This is a genomic window from Vibrio sp. 1249-1 (assembly GCF_033340495.1).
Genome location: NZ_JAWOWJ010000009.1, coordinates 103,337 through 119,697 on the forward strand (window position 1 = coordinate 103,337; position 16,361 = coordinate 119,697).

At 45.0% G+C, this 16,361-nt stretch carries 11 protein-coding genes; 1 reads left to right on the forward strand and 10 read right to left on the reverse strand.

Annotated features, from left to right (window positions below; translation table 11 throughout):
- Positions 1–310: 310 nt before the first annotated feature.
- From carB to secA, 5 genes are all read right to left on the reverse strand, one after another.
- The gene (gene carB / locus R7Z50_RS16660) at positions 311–3,544 is read right to left on the reverse strand and encodes a carbamoyl-phosphate synthase large subunit (protein ID WP_005381854.1); all 3,234 of its coding nucleotides are present in this window, start codon (positions 3,542–3,544) and stop codon (positions 311–313) included.
- A 16-nt stretch (positions 3,545–3,560) separates the two neighbouring features.
- The gene (gene carA / locus R7Z50_RS16665; protein ID WP_017821483.1) at positions 3,561–4,700 is read right to left on the reverse strand and encodes a glutamine-hydrolyzing carbamoyl-phosphate synthase small subunit; all 1,140 of its coding nucleotides are present in this window, start codon (positions 4,698–4,700) and stop codon (positions 3,561–3,563) included.
- Between the two features lie 481 nt (positions 4,701–5,181).
- Positions 5,182–5,991 (reverse strand): 4-hydroxy-tetrahydrodipicolinate reductase, encoded by an 810-nt coding sequence (gene dapB / locus R7Z50_RS16670; protein ID WP_065274178.1) that lies wholly within the window; start codon positions 5,989–5,991, stop codon positions 5,182–5,184.
- 110 nt (positions 5,992–6,101) lie between these two features.
- A complete protein-coding gene (gene mutT, locus R7Z50_RS16675) occupies positions 6,102–6,500 on the reverse strand; it encodes an 8-oxo-dGTP diphosphatase MutT (RefSeq protein ID WP_005387387.1) in 399 nt (132 codons plus the stop codon).
- Between the two features lie 155 nt (positions 6,501–6,655).
- Positions 6,656–9,385, reverse strand: coding sequence for a preprotein translocase subunit SecA (gene secA / locus R7Z50_RS16680; RefSeq protein WP_318149162.1), 2,730 nt, complete (start codon positions 9,383–9,385; stop codon positions 6,656–6,658).
- Positions 9,386–9,792: 407 nt separating this feature from the next.
- On the opposite strand from secA, the gene R7Z50_RS16685 reads away from it, so the two are divergent.
- Positions 9,793–10,251: a DUF721 domain-containing protein gene (locus R7Z50_RS16685; RefSeq protein WP_005381869.1), complete on the forward strand. Its 459-nt coding sequence runs from the start codon at positions 9,793–9,795 to the stop codon at positions 10,249–10,251.
- A 113-nt stretch (positions 10,252–10,364) separates the two neighbouring features.
- Here R7Z50_RS16685 and lpxC read toward each other — a convergent pair whose 3' ends face one another.
- The 5 genes from lpxC to murC all read right to left on the reverse strand — a co-directional run bounded on the left by lpxC (position 10,365) and on the right by murC (position 16,340).
- On the reverse strand, positions 10,365–11,282 hold the full coding sequence (gene lpxC / locus R7Z50_RS16690; protein ID WP_005381871.1) for a UDP-3-O-acyl-N-acetylglucosamine deacetylase: 918 nt from the start codon (positions 11,280–11,282) through the stop codon (positions 10,365–10,367).
- Between the two features lie 101 nt (positions 11,283–11,383).
- Positions 11,384–12,622 (reverse strand): cell division protein FtsZ, encoded by a 1,239-nt coding sequence (gene ftsZ / locus R7Z50_RS16695; protein ID WP_017633617.1) that lies wholly within the window; start codon positions 12,620–12,622, stop codon positions 11,384–11,386.
- 30 nt (positions 12,623–12,652) lie between these two features.
- Complete coding sequence (gene ftsA / locus R7Z50_RS16700; RefSeq protein WP_005372946.1) at positions 12,653–13,915, reverse strand: cell division protein FtsA; 1,263 nt, start codon at positions 13,913–13,915, stop codon at positions 12,653–12,655.
- Positions 13,908–14,690, reverse strand: coding sequence for a cell division protein FtsQ/DivIB (locus R7Z50_RS16705; protein WP_318149163.1), 783 nt, complete (start codon positions 14,688–14,690; stop codon positions 13,908–13,910). The genes ftsA and R7Z50_RS16705 overlap by 8 nt, the downstream gene beginning before the upstream one ends.
- Positions 14,691–14,882: 192 nt before the next feature.
- Entirely contained in the window at positions 14,883–16,340 is a 1,458-nt protein-coding gene (gene murC, locus R7Z50_RS16710) for a UDP-N-acetylmuramate--L-alanine ligase (protein ID WP_005387395.1), read from the reverse strand.
- Positions 16,341–16,361: the final 21 nt, after the last annotated feature.

Below are 16,361 nucleotides of genomic sequence, written 5' to 3' on the forward strand. Positions count from 1 at the left end.
AAGCTCGACAGTGCTTATTTTAACTTTTTCTAATTACCTATCTGCTTAAAGAGTTATGGTCGGCTTAATACCTCAGTCCTACAGCATTAATTTTGTTGTAGCAAATGGTAGTACTATTTCTTCATCTTTGGGTACATTGCTTGCCATCATTAGCTTAATGATCTTCAAAAGCGAAGCATACCAATCGTTCCTAGCACACTTTAATGCTCTTCATTTTAGAAAAACCTCGATATAAAAAAGCCCGCTCAAATGAGCGGGCAATGAGGTTGTCATGTAAGCCCTGATTAATGAGCTTACTGATTTTTATCTGTTACGCGTCTAGACTCGCTTTCACTTTAGCGTGTAACTCTTGAACCGAAGTTACTGACGCTTTTGCGTCTGCAGTATGAGACATACATGTAGCGAACGCTGCATTCAGTGTCGTTGTGTAGTTCACTTTTTCTGCCAGTGCACCACGGCGTAGAACTTTCGAATCTTCAATCGCTTGACGACCAGCAGCCGTGTTTACGATGTAGGTGTATTCGTTGTTCTTGATGCGGTCAAGAATGTGTGGACGACCTTCGTGTACTTTGTTTACCAATCGTGGGTTAATACCCGCTTCGCCCAGAATTACAGCTGTACCGTGTGTCGCATCCAACTGGTAACCCAGTTTCACTAACTTAGAAGCTAGGTCAACAACACGCTCTTTATCACCTTCACGTACAGACAGTAGCGCACGACCACCTTCAGGATAAACCGCACCACAACCTAGCTCTGCTTTCGCGTAAGCTTCTGCGAACGTTGCACCCACACCCATTACTTCACCTGTTGAGCGCATTTCAGGGCCCAATAGAGGGTCAACACCAGGGAATTTGTTGAACGGCAGAACCACTTCTTTCACTGAGTAGTAAGGAGGGATAATCTCTTTAGTAAAGCCTTGTGACTCTAGAGATTGACCCGCCATTACACGTGCAGCGATTTTCGCTAGAGGAGCGCCTGTCGCTTTCGATACGAATGGTACCGTACGAGCAGCACGAGGGTTCACTTCAATTAGATAAACGTCGTTATCTTTCACAGCAAACTGCGTGTTCATCAAACCGCGCACACCGAGTTCGAATGCTAACTTCTCAACTTGCTCACGCATCTTGTCTTGAATTTCCTGACTTAGCGTGTATGCAGGCAGTGAACATGCAGAGTCACCAGAGTGAACACCCGCTTGTTCGATGTGCTCCATGATACCGCCGATAACGACGCGTTCACCGTCACAGATAGCATCAATATCAACTTCGGTTGCATCATCCAAGAAACGGTCTAGCAGAACTGGAGACTCGTTCGATACGCTTACTGCTTCGTTGAAGTAGCGACGCAGGTCTTGCTCGTCGTATACGATTTCCATCGCACGACCACCGAGTACATAAGATGGACGAACAACTAATGGGAAGCCAATTTCTTTCGATTTCTCAACCGCTTGCTCCATCGTTGTTACTGTCGCGTTTTCTGGCTGAAGTAGACCTAAACGGTCAACAGCAGCTTGGAAGCGTTCACGATCTTCCGCACGGTCGATAGCATCTGGGCTAGTACCAATGATTGGCACACCAGCCGCTTCTAGAGCACGAGCCAGTTTAAGTGGCGTTTGACCACCGTACTGAACAATCACACCTTTTGGTTTTTCAACGCGAGCGATAGACAGTACATCTTCCAGAGTTACTGGCTCGAAGTACAGACGATCAGACGTATCGTAGTCAGTAGATACCGTTTCTGGGTTACAGTTAACCATAATGGTTTCGTAACCGTCTTCACGCAGCGCAAGTGATGCATGAACACAACAGTAATCGAATTCGATACCTTGGCCGATACGGTTTGGACCGCCACCAAGAACCATGATCTTATCTTTGTCTGTTGGGTTTGCTTCACATTCTTCATCGTAAGATGAGTACATGTAAGCCGTGTCAGAAGAAAACTCTGCGGCACATGTATCCACACGTTTGTAAACCGGATGAATATCAAACTGCTCACGAGCACGGCGAATTTCACTTTCAGCGACACCAAGCAATTTAGACAAGCGAGCATCAGAGAAGCCTTTGCGTTTCATCTGACGAAGCACTTCTTTGGTCAAACCTGCGTAGCCGCCCGCCTTGACTTGTTCTTCGAGTTTTACAATTTCTTCGATTTGAACCAGGAACCAGCGGTCGATTTGAGTCAAGTTGAACACACCGTCGACTGACATACCCGCTCGGAATGCATCGGCGATGTACCAGATACGCTCTGCACCTGCTTCTTTAAGTTCGTGACGAATCTTAGTCAGTGCATCTGGCGCTTCCAGATCGACCATCTCATCAAAACCAGTTGCGCCAACTTCTAGGCCACGCAGTGCTTTGTGAAGAGATTCTTGTTGGTTACGACCAATCGCCATTACCTCACCAACCGATTTCATCTGAGTTGTCAGACGATCGTTTGCACCAGCAAATTTCTCGAAGTTAAAGCGAGGGATCTTAGTTACGACGTAGTCGATAGTTGGTTCAAATGACGCAGGTGTTGCACCACCTGTGATGTCGTTTTGTAGTTCGTCTAGCGTAAAGCCAACAGCCAGTTTCGCGGCAATTTTCGCGATTGGGAAGCCTGTTGCTTTTGATGCTAGCGCAGAAGAGCGAGATACACGCGGGTTCATCTCGATGATGACCATACGACCATCTTTCGGGTTGATACCAAACTGTACGTTTGAACCACCTGTTTCAACACCAATCTCACGTAGAACGGCTAGCGATGCATTACGCATAAGCTGGTATTCTTTGTCAGTCAGTGTTTGTGCTGGAGCAACCGTGATTGAGTCACCCGTATGGATGCCCATTGGGTCAAAGTTCTCGATTGAACATACGATGATACAGTTGTCCGCTTTGTCACGAACGACTTCCATTTCGTACTCTTTCCAACCGATGAGTGACTCATCGATAAGAAGTTCGTTGGTCGGAGATAAGTCCAGACCGCGACGACAGATTTCTTCGAACTCTTCTTTGTTGTACGCGATACCACCACCAGTGCCACCCATGGTGAACGATGGACGAATGATACAAGGGAAGCCAACCATATCTAAAACTTTGTAAGCTTCTTCCATGCTCTTCGCTGTATCTGCGCGAGGACACTCAAGGCCGATAGACTTCATCGCTTTATCAAAACGAGAACGGTCTTCCGCTTTGTCGATTGCATCAGCCGTTGCACCAATCATCTCTACGCCAAACTCTGCGAGAACGCCGTGCTTCTCTAAATCTAACGCACAGTTAAGTGCTGTCTGACCACCCATGGTTGGCAGTACCGCGTCTGGGCGTTCTTTCTCGATGATCTTGCGAACAACTTCCCACTGGATTGGCTCGATGTATGTCGCATCTGCCATTTCAGGGTCAGTCATGATGGTCGCAGGGTTAGAGTTAACTAGGATAACTCGGTAGCCTTCTTCACGAAGAGCTTTACACGCTTGTGCGCCAGAGTAGTCAAACTCACATGCCTGACCGATAACAATCGGACCAGCACCAAGAATTAGAATACTTTGAATGTCAGTACGTTTTGGCATTATCTACTACTCCGAATTAAGCGCTGTGTTTTTTGATTAGTTCGATAAAGTGGTCAAATAGAGGTGCCGCGTCATGTGGACCAGGGCTCGCTTCTGGGTGACCTTGGAAGCTAAATGCTGGCTTGTCTGTGCGGTGGATACCTTGCAAAGAGCCATCAAATAGCGATACGTGAGTAGCACGTAAGTTTTCCGGTAATGTTGCTTCATCTGCCGCAAAGCCGTGGTTTTGCGAAGTGATCATCACAACGTTACGCTCTAAATCTTTTACTGGGTGGTTTGCACCGTGGTGACCAAACTTCATTTTCACCGTTTGCGCACCTGATGCTAGCGCCAGAATTTGGTGACCTAGACAAATACCAAAAATTGGCAGGCCTTTTTCTAGGAACACTTTGGTTGCTTCAATCGCGTAAGTACATGGTTCTGGGTCACCAGGGCCGTTCGATAAGAATACGCCATCTGGATTTAGTGCCAGAACTTCTTCCGCTGACGTTTCTGCAGGTACAACCGTTAAGCGGCAGCCGCGGTCAACCAACATTCGTAAGATGTTGCGTTTTGCGCCGAAGTCGTAAGCGACAACGTGGTATGGCAGCTCGCTGTCATCTTTCGCCTCTGGAAGTCCACCTTCAAGCGTCCACGAACCTTGCTTCCATTGATACGCTTCTTTTGTTGTAACTTCTTTCGCAAGGTCCATTCCTTTTAAGCCTGGGAATTCTTTTGCTTTCGCTAGTGCCAAAGCTTCGTCTAGGTTATTGCCCGCAACAATACAGCCGTTTTGAGCACCTTTTTCACGCAGGATACGAGTGAGCTTACGAGTATCGATATCAGCGATGCCAACGATATTTTGAGACTTAAGATAATCAGAGAGGGATTGTTCGTTACGGAAGTTAGAAGCGATTAGAGGAAGATCGCGAATCACAAGGCCTTGTGCATGAATGGAAGAGGATTCTTCATCTTCGGAAGTGGTTCCGGTATTGCCAATGTGAGGATAAGTGAGAGTGACGATTTGCTGAGAATAGGAAGGATCAGTGAGGATTTCTTGATACCCCGTCATCGAGGTATTAAAAACGACTTCACCAACGGAAAGACCATCTGCCCCTATGGACACTCCGCGGAACACTGTCCCATCTTCTAGGACCAACAGTGCTAATTTACCCAAGACAACCTCCAGAATAAAAATGCAAAAAAAATAAATCAAACTGCAAACATGCCTTCCTTTACCTATAAAATCTACATAAATAGGTATTTCAGACAAATTGGCGGTATTCTAAAGTTGGAGTCGAAACCTGTCAACCTACAATCAAAAATAAATGATTAATTTCTAGCGAGTAAGGTCATTTTGAATCAGTAAGGCCCAAAAAGATAACTTTTACATGCTATTACATAGAGAGGCATAGAGGTTTAATGAATTTTACAAATTTAAACTTTTTAGAGATCACAAAAAAGTATGAGTTTTTCACGCAAACGTTCACTCAACAAAAAAGACATTAGTTTTTAGACATCAAAACCCAAAACACCCACAAAACAACCAAAACAACAACAAAAGTAAGCACCAAAATACTTTCTGTTAGAATCATTTCATTTACAAACAATTCTATAGATATAAAAAAGCCGGCTACCGCCGGCGAATAATTATGTATTTAGAGATCATTCAATCCCAAAACATCTGTCATGGTATAAAAGCCCGCTGGTTTGGCACTCAACCAAACAGCGGCCTTGACGGCGCCATTAGCAAACGTCATACGATCGGTCGCTTTGTGCGTTATCTCCACTCGTTCCCCGATATCAGCAAACATGGCTGTGTGCTCACCGACAATATCGCCAGCGCGAATTGTAGCAAAGCCGATCTCATCTTTAGTACGTTCACCTGTGATACCTTCTCTCGCATAGACAGCTACATCATTCAGCTTGTTGCCCATCGCACCAGCAATGGCTTCGCCCATCCCGATAGCAGTACCAGAAGGAGCATCAACTTTATGACGATGATGTGCTTCGACAATCTCAACATCACAGTAGTCGCCCATCACTTTGGCTGCTTTCTCAAGAAGCTTAAATACTAGGTTCACACCAACAGAGTAGTTAGGAGCCATGACAACAGGCACTTGCTTAGCGGCTTCGTCAATCAGCTCACGCTCTGCATCACTGAAACCAGTCGTCCCAATCACAATACTCTTTCCATGCTTCTTACACAGTTCAAGATTCGCCAACGTACTTACTGGGGCAGTAAAATCGATGATTACATCAAAATTATCGACGTCTTTAGCAAGATCATCCGTTAAGAACACATCGAATTTGCCTTCACCACAAAGTTCACCGATATCGACACCGACAAGTGAGGACTCAGGTCGTTCTGATCCCGCGCTCACTGTCGCCTCTGGATTAAGGTGTGAAGCTTTAACCAAATTACGGCCCATTCGGCCTGCTGCTCCTGCGATTGCAATACGAACCATTGCGCTTTCTCTCCTTCTCTGGATAACGAGGTTTGCTCTCGTTCTCTCGTTTCGCTTAATCTGTTTAAACTAACAACATACCGTGGTTACCACAAGCAAGTTCATCAGGCTTAAGCAAACTCTTTTACGACACGCTCCAAGATAGGCACGTTCGCTTCAGGAAAGGCATAGTTACCCAATTCTCTTATCTCAACCCAGCGACCTTCTTGACCTTCTCGGCCGTAAGGCTCATTACTGAACTTAGATACCGTAATAAAATCAAACTTAAGTGATTTGTCTGGATAGTCATATTCCAAATGCTCGAAAAGGGCTTGCTCAGTAACTTCAATTCCTACTTCTTCTTCAAGTTCTCTTGCTAGAGCATGTTCAATACTTTCTCCTGACTCGACTTTCCCGCCGGGAAACTCCCAAAACCCGCCTTTATGCTTGTCGTCTGGACGCTTTGTAATAAAAATTTTTGATTTGTCTTGGTTAAAAATAATAGCCGCGACTATGTGAATTCTTTTCATAGGGGTTCCTAACTCTCAAGCCGTTACACTTCAACGGTCTTTGCATCTCTAAAACTATCCGATGCTATCAAAACTTATGAAATTCGACAGCCACAGAATTTGCTTAAAAAAAGAGCCGCCTAGGCGACTCTTTAAAAAATTATCTGACTAATACGTTAGTCGATTTTGCCGTGACACTGTTTATACTTCTTACCACTACCACAAGGGCAAGGCTCATTGCGACCTACTTTACGTTCATCACGTACCATTGGCTGACTTGAACCTTCTTCAGATTCTTCACCTTCAGAAAGAGGATTTTGTGCTGCTGCGTGTTGCGCTTGAGCACGACGAGCGGCCTCTTCAGCTTGCGCACGACGTTGCTCTTCCATACGTTCAACTTCTTCTTGTTGCTGAACTCGAACGCGAGATAGAACAGTAATCACATCGGTTTTCAGCGCTTCTAGTAGACCTTCAAACAGTTCAAACGATTCACGCTTGTATTCCTGTTTCGGGTTCTTCTGCGCATAGCCGCGTAAGTGAATACCCTGACGCAAGTGATCCATTGCTGCCAAGTGCTCTTTCCAAAGCGTATCCAACGTTTGAAGCATAACCGATTTCTCGAAGTTACGAAGTACTTGCGCACCCACCACTTCCTCTTTCTCTTTGTACACTTCAACGGCTAGATTGATGATCTTCTCGCGTAGCGCCTCTTCGTAAAGCTTATCGTCTTCTTCAAGCCATTGCTTCACTGGCGCATCAAGATCGAAGTCTGCTTTCAAGCGCTCTTGCAGACCTTCAACGTCCCACATATCTTCTAGTGATTGTGGCGGGATGTACTCATCAATAACCGCTGTTAGCACATCTTCACGGTTTTGCTCGATCATACCGCTGATGTCTTCAACGTTCATCAATTCGTCGCGCAGCTCGTAGACAACCTTACGCTGATCGTTCGCCACATCATCGTATTCTAGTAGCTGCTTACGGATATCAAAGTTACGACCTTCCACTTTACGCTGTGCTTTTTCAATTGAGCGAGAAAGCATTTTCGATTCAATTGCTTCACCTTCTTCCATACCACTTTGGATAAGGCTCGCCATACGATCAGAAGTGAAAATACGTAACAAAGAGTCTTCCATAGATAGGTAGAAGCGAGATGAACCCGCATCTCCTTGACGACCAGAACGACCACGTAGCTGGTTATCAATACGGCGAGATTCGTGGCGCTCAGTACCAATGATGTGTAGACCACCAGCATCTAGTACTTGATCATGTACCACTTTCCACTCTGCTTTAATCGCATCGATTTGTTCTTGAGTTGGGTTCTCCAAAGCTTCCACTTTTGATTGCCAACTACCGCCAAGCACAATGTCCGTACCACGACCGGCCATGTTGGTCGCGATAGTTACCGCACCAGGCATACCCGCTTCAGCAACAATTTCCGCTTCCTTTTCATGGAATTTCGCATTCAATACGTTGTGTTTGATCTTCGCTTTCTTCAATGCGTTAGAAAGAAGTTCTGATTTTTCAATCGATACTGTACCAACCAATGTTGGCTGACCTTTCGCAACGCGCTCTTTGATATCTTCAATGATTGCAGCAAACTTCTCAGCTTCGGTACGGTACACCACATCCGGCATATCGTTACGAATCATTGGTTTGTTGGTTGGGATAACCACCGTTTCCAAGCCATAAATAGATTGGAACTCAAACGCTTCAGTATCCGCAGTACCTGTCATACCAGACAGTTTTTCGTATAAGCGGAAGTAGTTCTGGAAGGTAATCGAAGCCAAAGTTTGGTTTTCGTTTTGAATCTTAACGCCTTCTTTCGCTTCTACTGCTTGGTGAAGACCTTCAGACCAACGACGACCTGGCATTGTACGACCAGTATGTTCATCAACAATTACTACTTCACCTTCGTCTGTAACGATGTAATCAACGTTGCGCTCAAACAACACATGAGCACGCAAAGCGGCATTCACGTGATGTAACATGCTGATGTTAGTCGGAGAGTAAAGTGTGTCACCCTCTTCCATAAGACCATTTTTCACCAATAGTTCTTCAACGTACTCTTGGCCCGTTTCTGTGAGGTATACTTGCTTTGATTTCTCATCAACAGTGTAGTGACCATCACCACGATATTCTTCAGAGTCTTCTTTGTCTTGCTTTTTAAGATGCGGGATCAAAAGGTTGATTCGGGTGTATAGCTCAGAGCTATCTTCAGCAGGACCAGAAATGATTAAAGGGGTACGAGCTTCATCAATTAGGATTGAGTCCACCTCATCGACAACTGCAAAGAAGCGTTCACGTTGTACGCGATCTTCGCTACGGAAAGCCATATTGTCACGAAGGTAGTCAAAACCAAATTCATTGTTCGTTCCGTACAAGATGTCAGCTTGGTACGCTTCTTTTTTCTCTTGAGGGGGCATGTTTGGCACGTTTACGCCAACAGTCATACCTAAAAATTCAAATAGAGGGCGGTTTGTCTCTGCATCACGTTTAGCTAGATAATCGTTCACTGTTACAATATGAACGCCTTTACCAGCTAGGGCATTTAGGTAAGCAGGAAGCGTTGCCGTCAGCGTTTTACCTTCACCCGTACGCATTTCAGCGATTTGACCCGCATTTAGAACCATACCACCGATAAGCTGGACGTCGAAGTGGCGCATACCGTAGACACGCTTAGATGCTTCACGAACCGTAGCAAAAGCTTCTGGAAGTAGTTTATCAAGAGTTTCACCCTTATCTAGGCGCTCACGGAATTCAACCGTCTTTGCTTTTAACTCTTCGTCACTTAGAGCATCGAATGTTGGCTCATAGTTATTAATTTCTTTTACAATTTTTCTAAGGCGGCGCAGTGTTCGGTCGTTGCGACTGCCAATCACTTTTGTCAGTAGCTTAGTTATCATTTTTCGTGAATCTCTCTTTATTCAGACCGTTCCCGATCTACTCATAATGCCTTCAGTCTCTGCCAGTTTGGAACTAAGAATACTGAGATAAATCATTTATCAAAGATATTGAGTTCAAACATCCATATTTCAAGGCTAAGTTTTGAAACAATGTGGCTTAGTGTAAGGATTTTTAATCGATACAACCATAAATAGACGTATTTGTTTGAAGCACTCTGAAGTTTTTACTTAAAGTGGTGACTGATTAGCCGATATTGCATACCGCAATATGTGTAATCCATCCAGAGCAAACTTTGCTTTTTACCTTGCTACATTGTAAAGCTGAAGCTAAAGACGTTAATGTAAACTATACCTTGATAGAAAGCTGCTCTAGAATAGCTATATCTCAACAAAATTAGATTTTACCTATGCGTGATCACCGTCCAACCTCGACTGAAGATGTTATTGCTGAGTCACAGTTCAAGCAGATTCAAGAACATGCTGGAGAAATCTTACAGCTTAACCAAGCTTTGCAAGAGGTCTTACCCATGGGGACGGCCGATCATTGCCGAGTAGCGAATGTTCGTAACGGCCATCTATTGATCGATGTCTCTAGTGCCGCGATCAAAATGAAGATCGATTACGATCGCCTCATGATCCTAAATAAACTTCGTACTCAAGGCTTTGCCAAGCTGATGAGCGTTGAAGTGAGGATCAATCCTTCACTATATAGAAACCGCTTTCAACAAGACGACAGACCTAAGCGTCCACCACTAACAGAATCTGCAGCAAAGTCATTAATGACGATTGCCGACATGGCGCCACCTAAAATTCAAGAGCGTTTAAAACGATTAGCCGATATGGCAGAAAAGGAAGATCGTAAGTGAACGTTATTTCAATATGCTGAAAGCTTGAATGTTATTGATAAGTCGAAGATTAAAGCCAAATAGCAAAAAACCAGGCACAAACCTGGTTTTTTATTAATTCTAATGCCAAGTATTTACGCAAGCACCATATTTGGTTCTGCGAATGCTACTGGTGAGCCGACTTCTTCTTCGAATGTAGTCCACTCCCACGCTTCCTGATCTGCAAGAACAGCACGTAACAGTTGGTTATTTAAACCGTGGCCAGATTTAAAGGCACGGAATTCACCAATGATTGGATGGCCACACATGTAAAGGTCACCAATCGCATCCAACACTTTGTGAGTCACAAACTCATTTTCAAAGCGTAGACCTTCTTCATTAAGAATACGGTAATCATCCAAAACGATAGCATTATCAAAACTACCACCCAAAACTAGGTTTTGAGATTGTAGATATTCGATATCACGCATAAAGCCAAACGTACGTGCTCGAGAAATCTCACGAACAAAGCCTTTTGACGAGAAATCAAACAGCAAACGTTGCTCGTCTGATTCAATCGCTGGGTGATTAAACTCAATTTCGAAGTCCATACGGAAGCCGTTAAATGGTACAAATTCTGCCCATTTATCACCATCTTCAAAACGAACTGGCTTTTTGATGCGGATGAAGCGTTTTGGCGCATTTTGCGTTTCGATACCTGCTTGTTGTAGCAAGTATACAAATGGGCTTGCACTACCATCCATGATCGGAATTTCAGGTGCGTCTACTTCGACAACAATGTTATCGATGCCCATACCAGCAAGTGCCGCATTCAAGTGCTCAACAGTTGAAATACGCACACCTTCATCGTTTACCAATGCAGTACAAAGCATGGTGTCACGAACCGAAGCTGGATCAGCTGGAAAATCTACAGGTGGATTTACATCTGTACGACGGTAAATGATACCTGTATTTGCAGCAGCCGGGCGCAGAGTAAGTGTGACTTTACGACCAGAGTGGAGACCCACACCAGTTGTTTTCACTATTTCTTTCAGAGTACGTTGTCTGATCATCTGCTTGCCTCTCAAAAATTTGCTACAAAACACGGCCGTCTGTAACGTCGACCGTGAATGCTACCATAATTTTGAGCCATGTCAAATTTATGGGTTAAAGATTAATCAGCCTGACGACGCAAAAATGCCGGTATATCTAAATAACCACTTTCCTTTTCTTGCTTTGGAGCCGCAGAACTTTGGCTCGACGAAGCTGGAGAAGAAGGAGCAGTGTTTGTCGGCTGAGGAGTTACCTGTGGCTTCTCTTGCACTTGATTATTTTGCAAGGTCTGTGCCGGTTTTTCTTCAGCTTGCGTTGCCGCTGCTTGTTGCTGTGGTTGAGCTTGCGGCGTCGGTGCCACTTTAGCTTTACCACCCGCAACTAGCGTGATATCTGGCTTTTTCTCATTACCAATACCTGTCGCTACAACTGTTACGCGGATTTCGTCAGTCATATCAGGGTCTAGAGAAGTACCGATAACAACAGTCGCATTGTCAGAAGCGAATGCCTTCACTGTATTACCAACCGTCTCAAACTCGTCAAGACGCATATCCAGACCAGCAGTAATATTGACAAGAACACCACGAGCGCCCGCTAGATCGATGTCTTCCAGAAGTGGGCTAGAAATTGCCATTTCAGCCGCTTCTTCAGCACGGTCTTCACCTTTGGCGATGCCGCTACCCATCATTGCGTGACCCATTTCAGACATTACAGTTCTTACGTCCGCAAAGTCGACGTTGATCATGCCAGGGCGAGTAATTAGCTCAGCAATACCTTGAACGGCATTCTTAAGAACATCGTTAGCGCTTGCAAAAGCTTCTAGTAGTGTTACACCACGACCAAGTACTTTAAGTAGCTTTTCGTTTGGAATCGTGATCAAAGAGTCAACATGCTTAGACAGCTCATCGATACCTTGCTCAGCAAATGCCAAACGCTTTTTACCTTCAAAACTAAACGGTTTAGTTACTACCGCTACTGTTAGAATGCCAAGCTCTTTAGCCACTTCAGCAATAACAGGCGCTGCACCAGTACCGGTACCGCCACCCATACCAGCTGCGATAAACACCATATCGGCGCCAGTCAGGGAATCTTTAATTCGATCTCTGTCTTCGAGAGCTGCGTCACGGCCAACCTGTGGATTAGCACCTGCACCCAGACCTTTAGTGATATCACCACCGATCTGAATAACATTGCCAACGCTTGTCTTACGAAGTGCTTGCGCATCAGTGTTGACGCTGATGAATTCCACACCTTCGATGGATTCACGCACCATGTGTTCAACGGCGTTACCACCGCCGCCACCAACCCCAACGACCTTGATTACTGCATCGTCAGACATTTCCATCATCGGTTCAAACATGTGTTGTCTCCGTTTATCCTGCAACTCAGGTTAAAACTCTTTTTGTATCCAGTTACGCAATTTATCGAAAAAGCCAGTTACAGATGAGCGTTTAGGTTCATTATAATCGCTATCGTCGCTAGACTGCATGTCTCTTGCGTAATGAAGTAATCCAACTGCCGTAGAATGGTACGGCTCTTTTACATAGTCAGTTAATCCGCTGACTTCGAGCGGTTTGCCGACCCTTACTTGATTGCGGAATACGCGTTCCGCACATTCTACCACTCCGTCCATTTGCGCAGCACCGCCGGTGAGTACAACTCCCGCAGCCAGATGGTGCTTGATACCCTCTTCGCGCAATTTTGCTTGTACAGAGTCGATAGTTTGGTTAACCAGTCCCATAAGCTCAGAGTAGCGTGGCTCAATCACTTCTGACAACGTTTGACGTTGCAGGCTACGTGATGGTCGTCCACCTACGCTTGGTACATTAACCGTGTCATCCTTACTGACCAGTTCACTCAAAGCACAGCCATATTTGACTTTTATTTCTTCAGCATCGCTCACTGGCGTGCCAAAAGCAAAAGCAATATCACTGGTTACAGCATTTCCTGCGTACGAAAATACTTCTGTGTGACGTAACGCACCGCCAGTCCAGATGGCCACATCCATCGTGCCGGCGCCAATATCAACCACACAAACTCCAAGCTCTCTTTCATCCTCGGTGATTACTGCATTACTAGCAGCAAGCCCAGAAAATACGAGTTGTTCTACTTTAAGGCCGCAGCGTTCTACCGCCTTAATAATGTTGCGTGCCATGTCATTATGGCATGAGATAAGGTGGACACTCACTTCCATTCTTACCCCAGATAAACCAAGCGGATTTTTGATTCCTTCTTGGTAATCAATGGTGAACTCTTGCGGGATCACATGAAGAATTCGCTGTTCATCACCGATTTTAATCGATTTTGCGGTATGGATAGCGCGATCCATGTCTTCTTGAGACACCTCTTCATCAGAAATCGTGCCCATACCTTTTTCAATTCGGCTTGCGATATGCTTACCAGACAACGAAATGAAGACTCGGCTGATCTGGCACTCTGCCATTAATTCAGCTTGATCAATTGCACGTTGTACTGATTTTACAACCGACTCCAAATCATTCACGCCACCTTTATCCATGCCGCGTGAGGGGCTACTACCTGCGCCAATAATATTAATTTGACCGTCTGGTAAAACCTCACCCACTAGAGCCGATACGGTTGCAGTGCCTATATCAAGACCAACAATAATGTTGTCATCAGCGGCCTTAGTCATCTGTACTCTCTTCTAACTCTTGTTCAGGAAACCAACCAACTGCGGCTCCTGTATCGTACCTAAGATCGATATAACTGATTCTTTGCGTGTCACTGCCAAGCTTGTTATAGAGCTTAAAAAAGCGCTCTATACGCTCAAGAAGAGACTCTTTACCGAGCTCTAATCGAATACCGTTATCAAGGATGATTTGCCAAGCTCGTCGCTCGTTTAATACCAGAGACGATATCGCTAAACCCAATTGCTGAAACTTAGGACTCAAATCACGGTAAGTCTGTAAGACTTCCGGTCCGCTATCTTTGGGTCCGTACAGCTTCACTTTTTCTTCTTGCAACAGAGCAACATCTCCATCAAAAACGAACCCGTTTTTATCTAACAGTTCGTTGCCATTCCAAATGGCTTCTGGTTGATGCTCCGTCAAAAAAACTTTTACTGTATCCGGCCACTGCTTTCGGATTGCGGCATGCGCTACCCATGGCAGAGCTTCGACACTTTGCTGTAATACATCAATATCCTGAGACATAAATGTACCGATGTGATCAATTCGACTAAATGCAGCCTGCACATCGTCAGCTTGGACATACTCCAGTTTCCCCTGAAGTACTATTTTGGAGAGAGGTAACCTTTGGTCATCCCACATCCAACTGATCGCCGCGTACAAAACAGAACTAATTAAAGTCACAACCACAACGAAAAATAACACACCCAAGATTTTTTCTTGGCGACCACGGTTGTTACCCGTGTTTGGTCGCTCGTCATTCAGTGCAATATTCAACAACGTCTTCGTTTCCTGACTTTTGTCGTGTACTTTTTACCCATATAATTACGCAGAGGTAAAAGTCTTGACTTTAACCTTGGGATTATACTGAGCTCTTGTAAACTATCAAACACTGATAGCAATAAATCACAATGATATTGACGCAAAATCGAGATCTGAGTCTTTATCTGTCCTTCGCGTCAACAATATGTGTCAGCCAAGCATCTTGTTTATATTCAATTTAAGACCTGCCAGCTGTTTCGCCACTTTACCAATATCACCCGCACCTTGCGTTAAGATTAGGTCGCCGTCTTGTATAACATTAGCTAAAACTGAAGGTAATTGCTCGATTTCTGGAACAAAAATCGGATCTACCTTGCCTCGGCTGCGAATTGTGCGACATAAAGCGCGCCCATCAGCACCTGCAATCGGCTTTTCACCCGCTGCGTAAACATCCAGCATGATCAATACATCCACCTGTTCAAGCACATTCGCGAAATCATCGTACAAATCACGAGTACGGCTATAACGGTGCGGTTGGAAAATCATCACCAAACGCTTGTCTTGCCAACCACTGCGTGCTGCATTAATGGTTACATCCACTTCTGTTGGATGATGGCCGTAATCATCAACAAGCATTGCATGACCGTTGCCAGTATCAAACTCGCCAAGGTGATCGAAACGTCTTCCCGTACCTTGCGTACCAGCCATTGCCTTTAGGATCGCATCGTCTTCAATGTCATCTTCAGTAGCAACCGCAATCGCAGCAGACGCATTCAATGCATTGTGACGACCTGGAATATTCAGCGTGATATCTAAGTTAGCTCGCCCTTTACGTACTACCGTAAATTTGCCTTGCTGCCCCTCTTGACGATAATCTTCAATACGTACGTCGGCATCTTCAGAAAAACCGTAAGTTATCACTTGACGACTAATACGTGGGATTAACTCTCGAACCACAGGATCGTCAATGCAAACAATTGCTTGGCCGTAAAACGGTAGATTATGAAGGAAATCGATGAAGGTTTGCTTTAAGGTTTCAAAGTCACCACCATAGGTATCCATATGATCGGCTTCGATATTGGTAACAATGCTCACCATTGGTTGCAAGTGCAGGAATGACGCGTCACTTTCATCTGCCTCTGCAATTAGAATACGACTCGAGCCTAGACGCGCATTTGTACCTGCGCTTTTCACCAAACCGCCATTCACAAACGTTGGATCAAGACCGGCTTCAGAATAGATTTGAGTAACAAGAGCGGTCGTCGTGGTTTTACCGTGTGTACCCGCAACGGCAATACCGTGACGGAATCGCATCAATTCAGCCAACATCTCTGCGCGGCGTACAATAGGGATGCGTAATTCACGTGCCGCCATCACTTCTGGGTTTTCTTCGTTGATCGCCGTTGACACAACAACCACACTGGCTTTTTCTACATTACTGGCTTGATGACCAATAAATACCGTCGCACCTTTTGATACCAAACGCTCTGTCACAGCGTTCTCTGATAGATCAGAACCTGTGATTTGGTAGCCTTCGTTCAACAGCACTTCTGCAATGCCGCTCATGCCCGCACCACCAATACCGATGAAGTGGATGGATTTCACGCGGCGCATCTCTGGCACCATTGCGCGAATCTGAGCTAAGTCTTGTGTATGTTGGATTGTCATCAATTCTATTCTCAATAATTC